The sequence below is a fragment of the Thalassotalea eurytherma genome (assembly GCF_030161415.1).
Lineage (GTDB): Bacteria > Pseudomonadota > Gammaproteobacteria > Enterobacterales > Alteromonadaceae > Thalassotalea_G > Thalassotalea_G eurytherma.
On record NZ_BSSU01000001.1, the window covers coordinates 253,209 to 269,278 of the forward strand.

Below are 16,070 nucleotides of genomic sequence, written 5' to 3' on the forward strand. Positions count from 1 at the left end.
AGTGGAAAAAGCTTATAGATACAAAAGCTACGACAATGTATTCATTCAACAATTTTTAACGGTTAGGTAGGTTGCGTACAAACCACACTATTTTCCGTGCCAAATGGGTTTGGAATATAAGCGTCGGCTGCGTAGTCGTTCTCCCATTCTTGCGCGTTGAGCAAATAGCGGAAATTAAAATCTTGGTTTTTAGGTAGACGAATACGCGTTCGAAAAACGTTGTCTTTTTTTACGAATTTCATAGGCTGAGGTTGCCACTCATTAAAATCACCAGCGATAGCGACGTCTGTTACGTCTTCACGGGCAAATTCAAATGTGACTTCTGTTTCGTCTATAGACTTAAAAAATTTCTTTTTTAGCATAGCGAGGCTCCTTGATTGACTTAGTTAAGTAAGTTATTCCAATGCCACATTGCCGTACTGCATAAAATCGGGTGTGCGTTTCGAGAATCAAGTTTGGCAGAGTTTTGTGTCTGCTTTATGACAGTGCAGGTCTAATTTGATTTGCGCACTTAGCTGGTGCATTTTTGACCAAAATCACTTGAAAGCTCGTGGATTATGTTTATTACTGCAATCGCAATACCAACATTGTGAAAGGCTGGAATGACCAGTTAGAACGCTATCTTTAAGTTGGCATCTAAACTTCACCGCGAATATCGGCAGAATGGGACTCGATAGTTTTTCATGCTATTTGTCTAGCAAAAAGCATCTTGAATAAACGACCAGCTAAAGCGGATATGCTTTATTGGTATTGCGAAATAGTCGATCTTGTGAATATCTTAAGGCAAAGTATGAAGTAAAACTGGCGCTCCCGGCAGGAATCGAACCTGCGACTTAGACTCCGGAGGTCCACGTGATATCCACTTCACCACGGGAGCACAGCTACAGGCAGGATAATAGTCAAAAGCGCGTTGGTTTACTAGCGGTAATTGTTTAGTTGTTTAATTACCGCTCAATTTGTACTTACTGTTTAAATACTTCGCCGTTTTTCATAACAAAACTCACATTCTCTAATGTAGAAATGTTTTCAAGTGGATTTTGCTCAACGGCAATGATATCGGCATATTTGCCAGCAGAAATACTACCTAGGTTTTCCTGCCATTTTAATAGCTTTGCAGACTCTATGGTCGCTGCTTGAATCGCTTGCAGTGGCGTCATGCCAAATTTCACCATACGAGAAAACTGGTTTGCATTGTCGCCATGCGGGTAAATACCTGCATCAGAGCCTAGTACCATTTTTGCATTCGCTTTTACAGCATTTGAGAAGCTTTCACGCTGAATGGTACCAACTTCTCGTTCTTTATTGATGTTTTCTTCGGGCACGCCATTTTTTTCCCCTTCTGCAAGGGTATATTCGGTATTGTATATATCCATTGATAAATAAGTGCCGTGCTTTTTAGCAAGCGCAATCGTTTCTTTGTCTAAAAAGCTTGCATGCTCTATTGAGTCAACGCCTGCTTTGATGGCGAATTTTATCCCTTCGGTACCGTGAGCGTGAGCTGCAACTGTTCGACCATGGGTATGTGCCTCATCAACGATGGCTTTCATTTCTTCAAAGGTGTATTGACGTTGCCCGACTTTAGTACCTTTTGAAAATACGCCACCTGTTGCGCAAAACTTTATAAGATCAACACCATATTTAACGTTTAGTCTTACTTTTTCTCGCACTGACCAGGGACCATCGGCAACACCGTCAGACTTTTGTTTAAAACTATGGTTTAGTGCATTATTGTCGCAATGCCCACCAGTAATACCAATTGACGGGCCAGAGACCGCCATACGTGGACCTTTGATTTCACCTGCGTTGATAGCGTTACGCAGGGCGACATCTTGATAATTGCTTGCTCCAACATTTCGAATGGTTGTAAAGCCCGCCATCAAGGTTTTTTCCGCGTTAACTACACCACCAATTAATGCTCGGTGCGGAGATTGAAATAGACCGGCGTAGTAGTCTTTCTCTAAATGTTGAACAACATGCGTATGCATATCCATTAAACCTGGCAACAAATATTTATCACCAAGATCTATGATGTTTGCATTAGCGGGTAGTCGAGACTGGTCCTTAATGATGGCTGTAATCTTGCCATCATCAATAACGATAAAGTGGTTTTTTAGTAAGTTGCCAGTTTCCACATCTAGTGTGTTTTTAGCGGTAATTACGGTAGTTGCTAGTGTTAAATTGCTGATCAGCAATGAGCTAATTGCGAGGAAAGTGTTAAGTGTTTTCATAAATAATCCCTTGTTGTTAAACAAGTTATAGAGGAATGTTAAATCAGGTGCAATCTATAGCCGTTCAATAGCGTACTTTTTAAGATAGGCATTACATAATATCATTGCCCAATTGCAACTCTCTGGGCTATTACGTAAAGTAGCTCAGCAAATTTTTAATTAAGTAAATGATCATGACAGCATCTTTAGGTAACCATCATCTTTGTAAAGTCACTTTATTAGGCAACCTTGTCGCTAAACCTGAGGTGCGTTACTTTACAAACCCTGTTGTGGCGATTGCAGAAATTACTCTTGCAACGCATAGTCGATGGTTTGATAAGGCGAGTAACCAGTTCAAAGAGTGGACTGATTTTCATACGATTAAGGTCGTGGGTGATATCGTAGAAGAAGCCTTATTGTATGCAGAAAAAGGTGACGTGATGCTTGTGCATGGCTATTTACTTGATAGCGCGACATCACAACGTCAAATCATTCATGCAAACTTTGCCCAACATTTTGCCAAAGGCTATGCTCAATCAATTAACCTCGTGCAATTAAGTGGTGAGGTGAATGCACCAATTAAATTAGTGACAACAAATAATAATAAGCAGATGGCAGAACTTTCGTTAGCGATTAGGCATCAAGTCGTGTCGCCGGTCTCTGGTAAAAAACAAGAATTTAGCTTATCGCGCTTGGTTCATGTTTGGGGAAAACAAGCTGAATACCTTGCCAACAATGCACAAGAAGGTAGTCAAATAGTTGTTGAAGGCAAGTTGAGCTATCAAAATGATCAACAGAAAACCCAGTTTGTTGAGGCAAAACAGACGGTTGTATTGAAGAGCTAAAATAGACATCGCGACTAATAGTTGAGCTATTTACATATTTTTTGCATAATTGAAATAAGGACATACCAAAAATAACTCGAGAAGGAAGTGCGGGTCATAATGCAGAAATGTGATGTAATACTACAACGATGGCTCGTTACGTGTCTGTGTTTGATATGTGGTTTTGTTTTAACGGCTAAAAGTTATGCCGAATCTTGGCAAGTAAAACTTCCTGTGCAGTTAAATCAGCCTTCTCCACATCAGTTAATTCCAATTCCTAAATCTCAGCAATATTTCTTATTTAATCATTCAGGTGATATTCACGTTGTCGATACACAGCCTTTAGACGCAGAGCCGTTTGTTAGCCAACCTGTTTTATCGCTCAAACAACAGTTAAATAATGAACATATAGAGCTCATGTCTGTTGCTTTGCATCCGAGTTTTTCTATGGAAAGTAAACAGGGCTACAATACTTTTTACGTAGCATATAAAGCGCCATTTAATCGCCAAAGTGCAACAGTTAGGCTCGCACAACAATCATCAAATAGTAAATTCGATATTGTAATCAGTGAGTGGGTCTATCTGAAACACAGCGGCCAAGTAGCCAATAATAGCCAACGAGAAATTTTTCGCATAGCCACTAATTCAGACAATTTTTCGGTTAAACATTTGAGTTTTAACCCTTATATAAAACCATGGCAGGACGATTATGGTCTTCTGCATGTGTTATTAAGTCAAATAGACAACGAAAGTGCGCCTATTTTTAGCGGAAGTTTACTTCGTATAAATCCTGCACCGTTTGGGCTGAAGCAATATACTGTGCCAATGGGCAATCCTTATCAGCAAAAAAATAATATTTTGCCTGAGGTTGTGCTTTATAACATTAATAGTCCTCAAACGCTTTATTGGCAAAAGAGTAGTCACCATGACCTATTGATTCATCAACGCGACGAAACTCAGGGCTTTGCCTCATCAGTATCGCTAGGTGACAATATGTTAGCTGTTAAGCCTGAATACCGATATCCGATTTCGCAAAAAGCAGGCCATGCGAAAGAGTTGCATTACTTTGGATTGAATAAAGTCGATGCGAGTCCCGTGTATCTGGCTTTAGATGAACAAGCCAAGGAGCTTATGAAATTAAGTTTTGTTGATAATACGCAACAATTAGAGCCGGCCAAATTGCTCGAAAAACCCTTGAAAATGGTAAATGCTAAGCTGTTAGGCGTTTATGAGAATTTAGCCGTTCTTTATACCGTTTCGAACCAAGTGCTTCATTTCATAACCTTACAAGCCCATTCAGAAGAATCAGAGGTTGTTAGTCTGCATGATGAATTTACAGCTGAGCAATCACGAACTTCAGCTGGCTTAGGGCCTTTCTTTTATCTTACGTTGTTCATTTTTATAGTGTTAGCTGTTTGGTTAAACCGAGAAGCAATAATCGAAGCTCACGCTAAACGAAAAATTCGTCAGCAATTTGGAAAGGCTTCAATTAATGATGGCTTCGTCTGCTTATACAAGCGCCACAATGAAGAGATTGCTGTGTCATTGAATTCAAACAATATTGTCTTGAGTGAAATGCTGTTAAATCAACAAGTGATTAATCAAGTAGATGCGAAAGATAATGCTTTTACTAATGACACCGAATGTGACGTTAAAGGCGTTTTTAATCGTGAATATCATTTGAAAATGTATGGTAATCGAGTAAGACAAATACAATTGCAGTTAACTGATAATAAAGGGAAAAAGTATTTAGTTTGCCCTTATTTTAGAATAGGCGATCAAAGATATACTAAACTTCACTTTAAGCCTAGCTTAGCACTTTTATTAGATTTTCAATGGCAGATATCTGCTTTAATTAATCCTAATAACACGTCCGAAAGAAAGCCTGAGATAGTGCTTGAGCCTGAAGCATTAAAACCTGCTAATAAGGTTACAAGTGAGCCATCTCCTATTTCCGAACCTTCAATTTCAGTAACACCTGACCAACCATCAACACTCAATACCATAGAGCGTGACACGCCTGACAATAGTGTTGGTAAAGTTGAAGAATCGGTGTCAAACGTTCGGGCTGATATACAAGATACAAAAATTATTGATGCCCTCGAAAAGCTGGTTAAATTACATCAGCAAGGGTTTATTGATGATACTGAGTTTTCTCAAGCAAAAAGTAAATTATTACAAAGCTTAGTTGACCCATAGTTAGACAACGCAGACAATATTACTCCTGTTGTACCTTTCTGGATTGTTATGGATCGTGTTGTACCATTTCTTTGTTGTTTAATACTGCTTCCTTTCTTAACTCACGCTAAAGCTGAGTTTGGTGATGTGCAAATATCACGTGTTGTCTCTGTCTATGACGGTGATACCTTCAGAGTGGATATCGATCACTGGCCAGCTTTAGTTGGAAAAAACGCGCCAATTCGCGTAAAGCAAGTTGATACGCCTGAAATGCGAGGTAAATGTGCGTTGGAAAAGAGCATGGCAAAGCAAGCGAAGCGCTTTACACAACAACTGTTAGCAAAGGCGACAGAAATCGAATTAAGAAATATTGAGCGCGGCAAATATTTTCGTATTCTTGCCGATGTTTATATTGATGATCAAAGTCTAGCTGAATTGCTTATCTTAAATCACTTGGCGAGGCCTTATGCCGGTGGTGAACGTCGAGGTTGGTGTGAGTAAGAGTGTTGTCATAACAACTTTAGTGGCATTGGCGCTGTTTGCGCTTGCTATTTTACCGAGTCAATTGTGGCTCACCCAAGACGTCGTGACTGGTTGGCTTAATACTTGGTTGCCGGCGAATGCGTTTCTTCAAGTGATGAGTTTGTTCGTGGTATGCTGTGTTGCAATGACTATTGGCATGCCTCGTCAGTTTGCAGCGATTGCATGCGGCTATATTTTGGGTAGTTGGCAAGGCACACTAGTGGCGTTATTTGCAGGTAGCTGCGCATGTTTATTGACAGCATTATTAGCTCGTTACTTATTTGCTAATTTTGTTAGGCAAAAGTTTTCTCAACAACAGCAAGCGATTTATCAATTCTTATCAATCAATGAATTTACCAAAGCGTTGATTATTCGCTTGTTGCCGGTAGGAAGTAACTTTTTAACGAATATCGTTGCGGGTAGTTGTGGTATTAAATTGGCCCCATTTGTCTACGGCTCTACGTTGGGTTTTATTCCGCAAATGTTTATTTTTAGCCTGGTAGGTGCCGGCGTTAAATTAAGCAGTACTAGCCACTTATTAGTTGCTTGTGCTTTGTTTATTGTCGCTTTTATTCTTGGTACATGGCTTTATTTTAAAGAAAAGCAGACATAAAAAAGGCAACCTTATTTGGTTGCCTTTGTTCAGTAACTATTGTGTTTTAGCTTAATGTTAATAAGTGTTGGACTAACTTATTGTAATCAGCTTTTAAATTATTTCTGTCTAACTCTTGCATATTAATGCGGTATTTACCGTTAATAAAAACAGCTGGAACACCTTTTAACGCGCCACGACGACTAAAGTAGTCTTGTGTTTTCTTCATCGCTTTTGCTTGAGAATTTACACTGAAGCTTTTCATTCGCTTGTCGAACTCAGCACCATCTACACCGTTAAGCACGAAAAGGTTACGTAAGTCTTTTTCTGATGAAAACGTTGCACGTTGAACCTGTACATAATTGAACATCGCTCCAACTAGCTTATCTTCCATGTTTAATTGCTTAGCAACGACTAAGCCTTTTGTAAGCATGAATTGAATCTCTGGAGATGCCATACGTAAAAAGTCTACGTGGCTGCGTTCAAAAGAAACGTCACTCGGTAACTCTTTTTTAATGTCAGCCATAAATGGTTCAAAGCTGAAACAGTGTGGGCAGTAGAATGAGAAAAACTCTCTTACTTCTGGTTTCTTTGATGCTTTGTCACTTACAACGGTATAGTGCTTGCCTTCTTCATAGTTAGCTGCTGTTGCTAACATCGGCAAAGCTAATAATAAAAATAAACCAATAATCTTTTTCATATTCACTGCTTTCCTTCTTGTTGCCCTATGGCAATAAACTTAGTGGCGGTTGTTGCAGGGCAGACATTTGCTCTTTTAGCATAAGAATTTGTTGTTCCCAGTACTTCTCAGTATTGAACCAAGGAAAATTACGGGGAAACGCAGGGTCTTGCCAACGTTTACATAACCAAGCCATATAATTAACAACTCGCATTGTACGCAATGATTCTATCAAGGCAAGTTGTGATGTTTCAAATGAATTAAACTCTTCATACCCACAAAGTAGTTTATCCAATTGTAACAATTGTTGTTGACGGTCGCCGGATAACATCATCCAAAGGTCTTGAATCGCTGGTCCCATGCGACAATCATCAAGATCGACAAAGTGTGGCCCGTCATCTGTCCATAAGATATTGCCCGCATGGCAATCACCATGTAGACGGATATATTTTTGCTTAGAAAATTGTCCTTGAGCCTCAATTATCACGTGTTCTAAAATTGTTTCAAAAGGCGTTTGGAGACTAAGAGGAACAAAATCCGAGTTTAAAATTGTGCTTTTTGCCTCAACTAAAAACTCTTGTGGGTTAATATCAAGTCGATGTTTAAACGCCGATTTTTCAGAAATTGCATGGATACGGCCAATAAAGCGACCCATCCATTCGAGTTGATCGAGATTATCAACTTCAAAGATGCGACCACCGCGACATGGGTACAACGCAAAATGATACCCTTGATGCTCAAAGAGGCTTTCGCCATCAATCACCAGAGGGGCAACAAAGGGTAATTCGTTGTCGGCTAATTCAAGGGCAAAGTCATGCTCTTCTTGAATTTGTTCTAATGACCAGCGCTGAGGTCGATAAAACTTGGTGACATACTTTACTTTGTTATCGTCATGAAATTGATATACACGATTCTCATAACTATTAAGAGGCAGTAACCCGCTCTCTACATAAATGCCCAATGATTCGATGGCATCAAGCATGACATCTGGAGAGAGCGAACTAAAATTAAAAACGGCCATTAGCGTTTGTTGAAAAACCTACTTGCATGTTCCACATAAACGTCATCATCGCTGTTAACGAGCTCAATAACAAATGTTATATCTGTCATGTACTCATCTAGATCGTATGGATCAATGGCAATACTGATTGGTAACGTGTAGACGCTAGCTGCTTTTATAAATATTTCTTGCTTGCCAATCCAGCGAGCATTATCGATACCTTTAATAGATAATTTGTAGGTATTGTCAGATTGCGACTTATTTAAGATTTTTAAGGTGTAAACGTTTTCTATTTCACCATCAAAGTTTTCGCGCGCAAGCTCCGTTCTATCGCGAATAATATCAAGTGCAACAGGTACGCGTGATGCAATGCCATAGCTCATTAACGAGGCAAAAACGACGAGGATAAGCGCGTAACCAATGAGTTTAGGTCTTACTAAGTGTACTTTCTTGCCTTCAAGATCGTGTTCAGTGGTGTAACGTATTAAGCCGCGAGGATATTTCATTCTATCCATCACGCCGTCACACGCGTCAACGCAAGAGCCACAGTTGATACATTCGTATTGCAAGCCATTGCGAATATCGATACCGGTAGGACAAACCTGCACACATAAGTTACAGTCAATACAATCGCCTAAACCGAGCGCTTTTGGGTCTTGCTTGCGGCCTCGAGCACCGCGGTTTTCACCACGATTAAAGTCATAAGTAACGGTTAATGTATCTTTATCAAACATTGCTGATTGGAAGCGCGCATAAGGACACATATGTAAACACATGATTTCACGCATCCAGCCAGCATTGCCGTAAGTACAAAAGGTAAAGAAAATAACAACCAACACGACAGTTATTGACGCATTGAATGTAAAGAAGTCGATGAATAACTCGTCTACCGGTGTGAAGTAGCCGGCAAATGTTAAAGAGGTGAGCAGGGCGACGATTAGCCAGCAAAAATGTTTGAGTGCTTTTTTGAAAAATTTGTTTTTGCTCATTGCTTGTTGATCAAGCTTTTTACGTTGGTTTGCCGTGCCCTCTATTTTTTCTTCAAACCATATATAGATAAATGTCCAAACAGTTTGTGGGCACAAGTAACCACACCAAACACGGCCTAAAAAGGTCGTAATAAAAAACAGTAAAAATGCGCTGAACATCAATAACCAGGCAAACAAGGTCAAATCTTGTGGCCACAGAGTTAAACCGAAAATATTAAAGCGTTGTTCGCCAATATCAAACAATATCGCTTGATGGCCGTTGAACTGAATCCATGGTAAAAGTGCGAACATCGCCATGAAAAAGAAATTCATTTTTTGTCGCAATCGTTGGAAAAAACCCTCAACCTTGCGGACATAAATTTGGTCGCGTGGTTGATATTGTTCTGCTTTACCGCCCTTAGCTGGGTGAATATTAACGTTTTTTACTGGGATATGAACTACAGGTTTGGTATCTTTAGGGTTTGAGCTCACGGGCTTTCCTTAACGATAATGTTTTGTTAAGTCATAATCACTACATCATGACGAAATCGAAAACGTATTGTTAGTAATTTTGTTTTATTCGGAAAATACACCCTGATTATAAGCTAACCTATGAAAAAAATATTGATCTTAATCGTTGTTATCGCTTTATTTTTACATTTCAATCCACAACCAGAAGTGAATAAATTCATTGAACAGCAAAAAACGAGCTTCTTAGATACCATGGCTGAATTCTCTGGTACTAAAGTAAGAATGAAATCCAGCACGATTTTAACCAACATGGAAGATCAGCTAACGAGCTTTTCGTCTGAGGAACTTCACAAACTTAAAGAAATTACACTCACGCGTGCGAGTGTTCGAGGCTACTTCAATAGTAGTTGTCAACCGGGTCAGTCAGATCCAACTTTTCATTCGATAAACCATCGCAAGGTTTGTCAGCAAATCAGTAATTTCTTATCGTCAACTAGATAATTTTCTCAACGCTGCTGTTATCAATAAACTGCACGGCGATTGATTTAGAGGTTGGTGTATCGCTATCTACACCAACACTCGCTCTTGGTACGAGTGCATTCGCCTCAGGGAAGTAACAGGCGACTTGGCCTCTTGGGATGTCATAGTCGACGAGCGTAAACCCCGACACTTTGCGCGTATTACTATCATGCCAAAGGCTAATAATATCGACTTTGTCGCCAGGCTTTCTGCCTAGGGTTTTTATATCTTTTGCATTCATTAAGACAACGTTTCTGTCGCCTGATATGCCGCGGTATCTATCTTCAAAGCCGTAAATTGTCGTGTTGTATTGATCATGAGAACGCAGTGTTTGCATGGTAAACACTTTTTGGTTTTTGTTCGATGATAGCGCAGAGATTTGGGGTGGTAATTTGGCGGCGCTAAAATTTGCTTTTGCCGAATCAGTTTTCCAAATATATGAAGCGGCACTGTTGCCTAAATAAAAGCCACCAGGTTGCCCTAACTTCTGATTAAATTGCTCAAATCCTGGGATGGTAGCGGCAATTAAATTACGGATATCATCATAGTTGTTGATGATATCAAGCCAATTAATTGGAAAATTACCCAGTGTCGCTTGCGCAATACCTGCAATGATTGCAGGCTCGGAACGTAAATCTCGTGATTTTACTTCGATAACACCTTTCGAGGCATGGACCATCGAAAACGAATCTTCAACCGTTATTGCTTGAGGTTTACCATTTTGAATATCGACATCTGTTCGTCCTAAACAGGGCAAAATGATGCTCTTCTTACCAGGCGTAACATGTGTGCGATTTAACTTTGTTGCAATTGAAACCGTCAGATTGCAGTTAGACAGGGCTTTTATTGTTTGCGGAGTATCTGGCGTTGCAGAAACAAAATTGCCACCTAACGCGATGAAGACTTTGCTTTCACCGCTTAGCATGGCATCTATTGCCTGCACGGTATTGTGACCGTGAGCTTGAGGTGGAGAAAAGCTAAATTGTTTTTCTATTGCCTGCAAAAATGATGCGTTTGGCTTTTCATTGATGCCCATTGTGCGATCACCTTGCACATTTGAGTGACCACGAACAGGGCAAAGACCAGCCCCTGTTTTGCCTAATTGACCAAAAAGTAATTGAAGGTTTGTTAGTTCCTGTATCATCACAACAGAATGTTGATGCTGTGTGATGCCCATCGCCCACGTTAAAATCACACGCTCTGCGTTTTGATAGACGTTGGCAAGCTTTTCGATTGCTTGCTTATTGATGCCTGATTGCGCTTCAATCAATGGCCAAGAAGTTTCTTCAACTGTCGTTAAATAATCATCAAGGCCTTGCGTATGTTTTTCGATAAATGGCAAATTAAATACCGATTGACCATTTTGCACTGCCGTTTGATGGCGCGATAACAACACTTTTACCATACCGCGCACTATGGCCATGTCGCCGCCAAGGTTCGGTCTGAAATAATAAGACGATATTTCAGTTGACGATAGCGTGAGCATTTCTTTGGCTGATTGTGGGTTAGTGAAGCGCTCTAAACCTCGCTCTTTCAGCGGATTGATCGATACAACATTTGCACCACGTCGAGAGGCTGAGCTTAGTGCGTCAAGCATTCTCGGATGGTTTGTACCTGGGTTTTGTCCAAACACGAAAATTGCGTCGGCATGCTCAAAATCTTCAATGGTCACTGTGCCCTTGCCGATACCAATGGAGCGCTTTAATGCAACGCCACTGGCTTCATGACACATGTTTGAACAATCAGGGAGATTATTGGTACCGTAGGCACGAACAAAAAGTTGATATAAAAAAGCAGCTTCGTTACTTGCTCGTCCAGAGGTATAGAATTCTGCTTGGTGCGGGCTTGGCAGTTGCTTAAGTTCTGTAGCAATTAAGTCAAAGGCGTTTTGCCAAGTGATCGGCTCGTAATGATCTGTATCAGGGTTATAAACCATAGGTTGAGATAATCGCCCTTGGTATTCCAAGAAATAATCAGACTGGCGGCTAAGGAAACTTACACTGTGCTCTGAAAAAAATGCTTCACCAATACTTTTCTTTGTTGCTTCCCAGTTAACGGCTTTAGCACCGTTTTCACAAAATCTAAAACGTCCGGGCTCATCTTTTTCACCCCAAGCACAACCGGGGCAGTCAAAGCCATGATCTTGATTAGTTTTGAGTAGGCTCTTAATGTTCTTAGCAACATTTTGGCTTTTCAATAAATGCTTTGTCGTACTTTTTAATGCACCCCAGCCACCTGCAGCGCCTTGGTATTTAGATGTTGTCATTAGAAAATTCCTGACTATTTTCTTGTAGGCGCCAGTCTCCGCAATAAATATTTGCTTGGCTTGTTTGCATAAAACCGATAAGCGTAAGGTTAAATTGCTTAGCCGTTTGTATTGCCAAACTCGATGGTGCGCCAATAGCAGCAATAACAGATATACCCGCCATGACTGCTTTTTGTACTAATTCAAAACTAATTCTACCGCTAAGTAAAAGTACATTATGAGTTGGTAAAGTAGAAAGTAAGTGTTTACCAACTAGTTTATCGACGGCATTGTGTCTACCTACATCTTCTTTACAGTCTAGCAAAACTAAGGTGTTATCTTGCCTCTGTAAAAGTGCTGCGCCATGCACGCCACCTGTTTTTTGAAATAATTGCTGGTGACTCGACAGCAGGCTAGCGTGCTCAAGTAAACTATCAAAAGGGAGCCAGTGCTTACTTTCATCGATTGCACGGTGTTGTTGCAAAGCAAGTTGCTTAAGTGTGGTTTTACCGCAGATGCCACAGCCTGAATAACTGACAAATGGTCTTGATAATGCTTGAATATCAACAGGAATATCAGCTGCTATGGTTAGTATTATTTCGTTTTCTTGTTCACTGCCAATGCTTGTTACGTCGCTACCTTGTTTAATGATATTTTCAGCAAACACAAAACCTAAGGCAAGTGAGCGGTCATCGCCAGGCGTGCGCATGATGGTAGCAATTGGTATTTTTCGGTCTAATTGCTGTAGTTGAATTTGTAATGGCGTCTCAACAATCACTGCATCATTTGCTACCGAACGATGATTGTTAGCGCGAACAATTTTTGTCGTTGATGCAACTGCATTGGATAGATATGGAGAAACGCCTTTCTGTGTCATGTTACTCGCTCTTAGCTTGATAGTTTTGCTAGCAAATCGGTAAAACGATTTTGAATATCTTGCTCTAATGGGTGTTGATGATCTTCTATAACCCATTGCCCATTAACCATAACATCTTTGATGCAGTTGTTTTGACTAGCAAAAATTAAGCTATCTAAACTATATTTTTCACCCGTAGCAAAGCAATTGAGCTTATCCTGATCTAACACTACGATATCAGCTTGTTTACCAACAGCAAGTTCACCGGTATTGCTACTGGTTGATTGAGCGCCACCTTTTGCGGCTTGTTGCCATAGGTTAAGGCCAACAGATGGCGTTTTTGTTGTGGCTAGAATAGCGCGTTGCTGCTTAATTAAGCGTTGTGCATATTCTAAAAGCCTAAGCTCTTCTACTGGGTTTACTGAAATATGCGAGTCAGAGCCAATCGCGATAGTGCCTTGCTTAGCCATAAATTCAGTTGTAGGAAAAATTCCATCACCCAAATTTGCTTCTGTAGTTGGACAAATACCAGCAATAGCGCCAGTTTCAACCATGCCATTGAGCTCGTTTTCGTCAATATGAGTGGCATGTATCAAGCACCAGTGCTTATCAATATTCACGTTATCGAGTAACCATTGAACCGGGCGCTTTTGGTAATGGGCTAAACAATCGGCAACTTCTTTTTGTTGTTCGGCAATATGAATATGGATTGGTGCTTTGTCATCTAATGAACGAACGTGATTTACCGCGTCGATCAGTCCTTGTTTATTAACCGCCCTTAGAGAGTGAGGCGCAATACCCACATTGGTATTCGGGGTACGTTTGGCTAATTCGGCGCAGGCTGACACTAGCTCGTTAAACTGGGCTGTTGAATTAATAAAACGTCGTTGGCCGTGGTTAGGTGTTTGCTCGCCAAACCCGCTAAACTGGTAAAGCACGGGTAACATGGTCAACCCTATACCTGAAGCGTTGCTGGCTTTAAAAATTGCGTTTGCCATGGCTTCAAGCTCATTGTGAGGCGCACCCTGGTTGTCGTGATGTAAATAATGGAACTCGGCAACACGTGTATAACCAGATTTAAGCATTTCAATATAGAGTTGCGTTGCAATGAGTTGCGCATCGTCGACACTTAACTGCTCAAGGAATTGGTACATGATATTGCGCCACGTCCAAAAACTGTCTTTTCCCTCACTGCCTTGTTCACTAAAACCAGCAAACGCTCGTTGAAACGCATGCGAATGGCAATTAACCATGCCGGGAATAATTGTGCTTACTACTTTGTCAGCATCATCGGCAATGCCTTGTGTTATTTGAGTAATAACACCGTTTTCAATTGTCAGTAATTGTTCACTAGCCCAGCCAGTGCCAAGTAGCGCCTTTTCTGCAAATAATTTCATATAACTATTTAACCTGTTTCGCTTTTGAATTAGCGTATGTTAATAAGGTTTCTACTAAGGCAACGAGTTTAGGTTTTACTTGTTCCGCTTTGCTTTTGTCGTAGCCTAGTGACGATTCATCTAGGTAGGTAGCTTGAGATAATTCTAGTTGAATTGCTTCAATATTGCGCTGTGGTTGGCCAAAGTGTCGAGTAATATAACCGCCTTTAAAACGTCCATTGGTGACTTGGCTAAAAGGTGCGAAATGAATTGCTTCGATAGCATTAACTAATTCATCAGAGCAGCTTTCACCTTGGTTGCTACCAAAATTAAAGTCTGGCAGTTGGCCTTCAAAAAAACGTGGCACATGGGATAAAATTGAGTGGGCTTCAAGTAACACAACAAAGCCATGCTCCGCCTTTAAACGTGCAATTTCTGATTGTAATGCTTGATGATAAGGCTGCCAATATAACTCAATTCTACGCGCTATTTCCTGTTCATCTGGTTGCATATCAGCAAAATAAAGAGGCGATAAATCAAAAGCTGTTGTCGGGCATAATTCAGTGCTGTTTGCGCCAGGGTATAGATTTTCACCATTAATATTGCGATTAAGATCTATTACGTAGCGATTGTATTTAGGTGCGATCACACTCGCCCCTAATTGTGCGGCAAAATCATACAACCTATCTAAATACCAGTCGGTGTCAGGCACTGCTAGGCCAGTTTCCGTCATGGTTGCTTTGATATCATCTGGGATCTCTTGGCCATTGTGGGGCATAGAGATGAGTACGGGTTGATTGCCTAACGACAAATCAAAAATAGCAGAGGGTTCAATCATAATTTTGCTCAAATTGTATATACAACTTTGTGGCTGCTAATTTATCATGCCTCGCATTGTCAGTAAATGAACTTGTGTTTAGGCGAAAAAAAGGCGGTGATACCGCCTTTTGAACAAACTATTTGTGTTGCATTACATTGCTGCTTTCGCCGCTGATAGTAAAACCGATTCGTCTAAACGCACTTTGAAGTTAGGGTTTACATAGTTAAATTGTACTAAGCCGTTTTCATCAATCAGGTAAATAGCAGGTACAGGCAGGACTAAACGTGCATCACCTGCTTTGTTTTTCTGTAATGGGTTTTCTAACCCCATTTTAGCTAAATAACGGTCGGTAACTTTTTGAGAGCTGAAAAAAGCTAAACCAAATGCTTGGCTCATCGTTGAGTTAAAGTCAGACAGTAACTGGTAGTTGAGATCCATTTTTGTCACACTTTTCTTCAAATCTGCAGGCGAATCAGTCGACACACCAACTAATTGATATCCCATGTCTGAAAGTTGGCCTTCAATTTGTTTTAATTGTCCCATTTGTGTATTACAAAATGGACACCAACCGCCGCGGTAGAAAAACAAGATTGTTTTTTTATTGTTTAAGAATTTCGCTAATGACTGTTGTTTACTGTCAATTGTTACAACATCAACGTTAGGGATGGTTTGCCCGTTCAGTAATGGGCTAACATCGTCTGCCGTTTCAGCAACCTGCTTAGCAACAGCACTAAAACTCAGCATACAAGCAAGTAATACGGTGATAACTCTCATGAAAATTCCTTTCTAGATAAATAAATTGGTTATGAGTGA

15 protein-coding genes and 1 tRNA gene are annotated in these 16,070 nt (G+C 40.4%); 5 read left to right on the top strand and 11 right to left on the bottom strand.

Annotated features, from left to right (window positions below; all coding sequences use genetic code 11):
- Positions 1 to 62 precede the first annotated feature (62 nt).
- From QQK02_RS01110 to QQK02_RS01120, 3 genes are all read right to left on the bottom strand, one after another.
- Positions 63 to 362, bottom strand: a complete 300-nt coding sequence (locus QQK02_RS01110; protein ID WP_284206087.1) for an isoamylase early set domain-containing protein — start codon at positions 360 to 362, stop codon at positions 63 to 65.
- A 440-nt stretch (positions 363 to 802) separates the two neighbouring features.
- Positions 803 to 877 (bottom strand) — tRNA-Arg (locus QQK02_RS01115).
- A gap of 85 nt (positions 878 to 962) precedes the next feature.
- Entirely contained in the window at positions 963 to 2,228 is a 1,266-nt protein-coding gene (locus QQK02_RS01120; protein WP_284206088.1) for a Xaa-Pro dipeptidase, read from the bottom strand.
- A 173-nt stretch (positions 2,229 to 2,401) separates the two neighbouring features.
- On the opposite strand from QQK02_RS01120, the gene QQK02_RS01125 reads away from it, so the two are divergent.
- The 4 genes from QQK02_RS01125 (at position 2,402) to QQK02_RS01140 (ending at position 6,344) form a co-directional block, all read left to right on the top strand.
- Positions 2,402 to 3,052, top strand: a complete 651-nt coding sequence (locus tag QQK02_RS01125; protein WP_284206089.1) for a single-stranded DNA-binding protein — start codon at positions 2,402 to 2,404, stop codon at positions 3,050 to 3,052.
- A 99-nt stretch (positions 3,053 to 3,151) separates the two neighbouring features.
- On the top strand, positions 3,152 to 5,230 hold the full coding sequence (locus QQK02_RS01130; RefSeq protein ID WP_284206090.1) for an SHOCT domain-containing protein: 2,079 nt from the start codon (positions 3,152 to 3,154) through the stop codon (positions 5,228 to 5,230).
- A 48-nt stretch (positions 5,231 to 5,278) separates the two neighbouring features.
- Entirely contained in the window at positions 5,279 to 5,710 is a 432-nt protein-coding gene (locus QQK02_RS01135; RefSeq protein ID WP_284206091.1) for a thermonuclease family protein, read from the top strand.
- Positions 5,676 to 6,344 (top strand): TVP38/TMEM64 family protein, encoded by a 669-nt coding sequence (locus QQK02_RS01140; RefSeq protein WP_284206092.1) that lies wholly within the window; start codon positions 5,676 to 5,678, stop codon positions 6,342 to 6,344. The genes QQK02_RS01135 and QQK02_RS01140 overlap by 35 nt, the downstream gene beginning before the upstream one ends.
- Positions 6,345 to 6,390: 46 nt before the next feature.
- Here the strand turns inward: QQK02_RS01140 and QQK02_RS01145 are convergent, their stop codons facing one another.
- The 3 genes from QQK02_RS01145 to ccoG are packed head-to-tail and all read right to left on the bottom strand — an operon-like array spanning position 6,391 to position 9,462.
- A complete protein-coding gene (locus tag QQK02_RS01145) occupies positions 6,391 to 7,023 on the bottom strand; it encodes a thiol:disulfide interchange protein DsbA/DsbL (RefSeq protein ID WP_284206093.1) in 633 nt (210 codons plus the stop codon).
- 25 nt (positions 7,024 to 7,048) lie between these two features.
- Positions 7,049 to 8,023 carry a serine/threonine protein kinase gene (locus tag QQK02_RS01150; RefSeq protein ID WP_284206094.1) on the bottom strand — a complete coding sequence of 325 codons (975 nt, stop codon included), beginning with the start codon at positions 8,021 to 8,023 and terminating at the stop codon, positions 7,049 to 7,051.
- Positions 8,023 to 9,462 (bottom strand): cytochrome c oxidase accessory protein CcoG, encoded by a 1,440-nt coding sequence (gene ccoG, locus QQK02_RS01155; protein WP_407704992.1) that lies wholly within the window; start codon positions 9,460 to 9,462, stop codon positions 8,023 to 8,025. Before ccoG ends, QQK02_RS01150 begins: the two co-directional genes overlap by 1 nt.
- Before the next feature lie 120 nt (positions 9,463 to 9,582).
- Between ccoG and QQK02_RS01160 the strand changes: the two genes are divergently transcribed.
- On the top strand, positions 9,583 to 9,942 hold the full coding sequence (locus QQK02_RS01160; protein ID WP_284206095.1) for a hypothetical protein: 360 nt from the start codon (positions 9,583 to 9,585) through the stop codon (positions 9,940 to 9,942).
- Here the strand turns inward: QQK02_RS01160 and QQK02_RS01165 are convergent.
- The 5 genes from QQK02_RS01165 to QQK02_RS01185 all read right to left on the bottom strand — a co-directional run bounded on the left by QQK02_RS01165 (position 9,935) and on the right by QQK02_RS01185 (position 16,031).
- The gene (locus QQK02_RS01165; RefSeq protein WP_284206096.1) at positions 9,935 to 12,226 is read right to left on the bottom strand and encodes an FdhF/YdeP family oxidoreductase; all 2,292 of its coding nucleotides are present in this window, start codon (positions 12,224 to 12,226) and stop codon (positions 9,935 to 9,937) included. The two genes, QQK02_RS01160 and QQK02_RS01165, sit on opposite strands and share 8 nt — an antisense overlap.
- The gene (gene fdhD / locus QQK02_RS01170; protein WP_284206097.1) at positions 12,213 to 13,082 is read right to left on the bottom strand and encodes a formate dehydrogenase accessory sulfurtransferase FdhD; all 870 of its coding nucleotides are present in this window, start codon (positions 13,080 to 13,082) and stop codon (positions 12,213 to 12,215) included. The genes QQK02_RS01165 and fdhD overlap by 14 nt, the downstream gene beginning before the upstream one ends.
- A gap of 11 nt (positions 13,083 to 13,093) precedes the next feature.
- Positions 13,094 to 14,458: a formimidoylglutamate deiminase gene (locus QQK02_RS01175; RefSeq protein ID WP_284206098.1), complete on the bottom strand. Its 1,365-nt coding sequence runs from the start codon at positions 14,456 to 14,458 to the stop codon at positions 13,094 to 13,096.
- A gap of 4 nt (positions 14,459 to 14,462) precedes the next feature.
- Entirely contained in the window at positions 14,463 to 15,275 is an 813-nt protein-coding gene (gene hutG / locus QQK02_RS01180) for an N-formylglutamate deformylase (protein WP_284206099.1), read from the bottom strand.
- A 132-nt stretch (positions 15,276 to 15,407) separates the two neighbouring features.
- On the bottom strand, positions 15,408 to 16,031 hold the full coding sequence (locus QQK02_RS01185) for a peroxiredoxin-like family protein (RefSeq protein WP_284206100.1): 624 nt from the start codon (positions 16,029 to 16,031) through the stop codon (positions 15,408 to 15,410).
- Between the last annotated feature and the right edge of the window lie 39 nt (positions 16,032 to 16,070).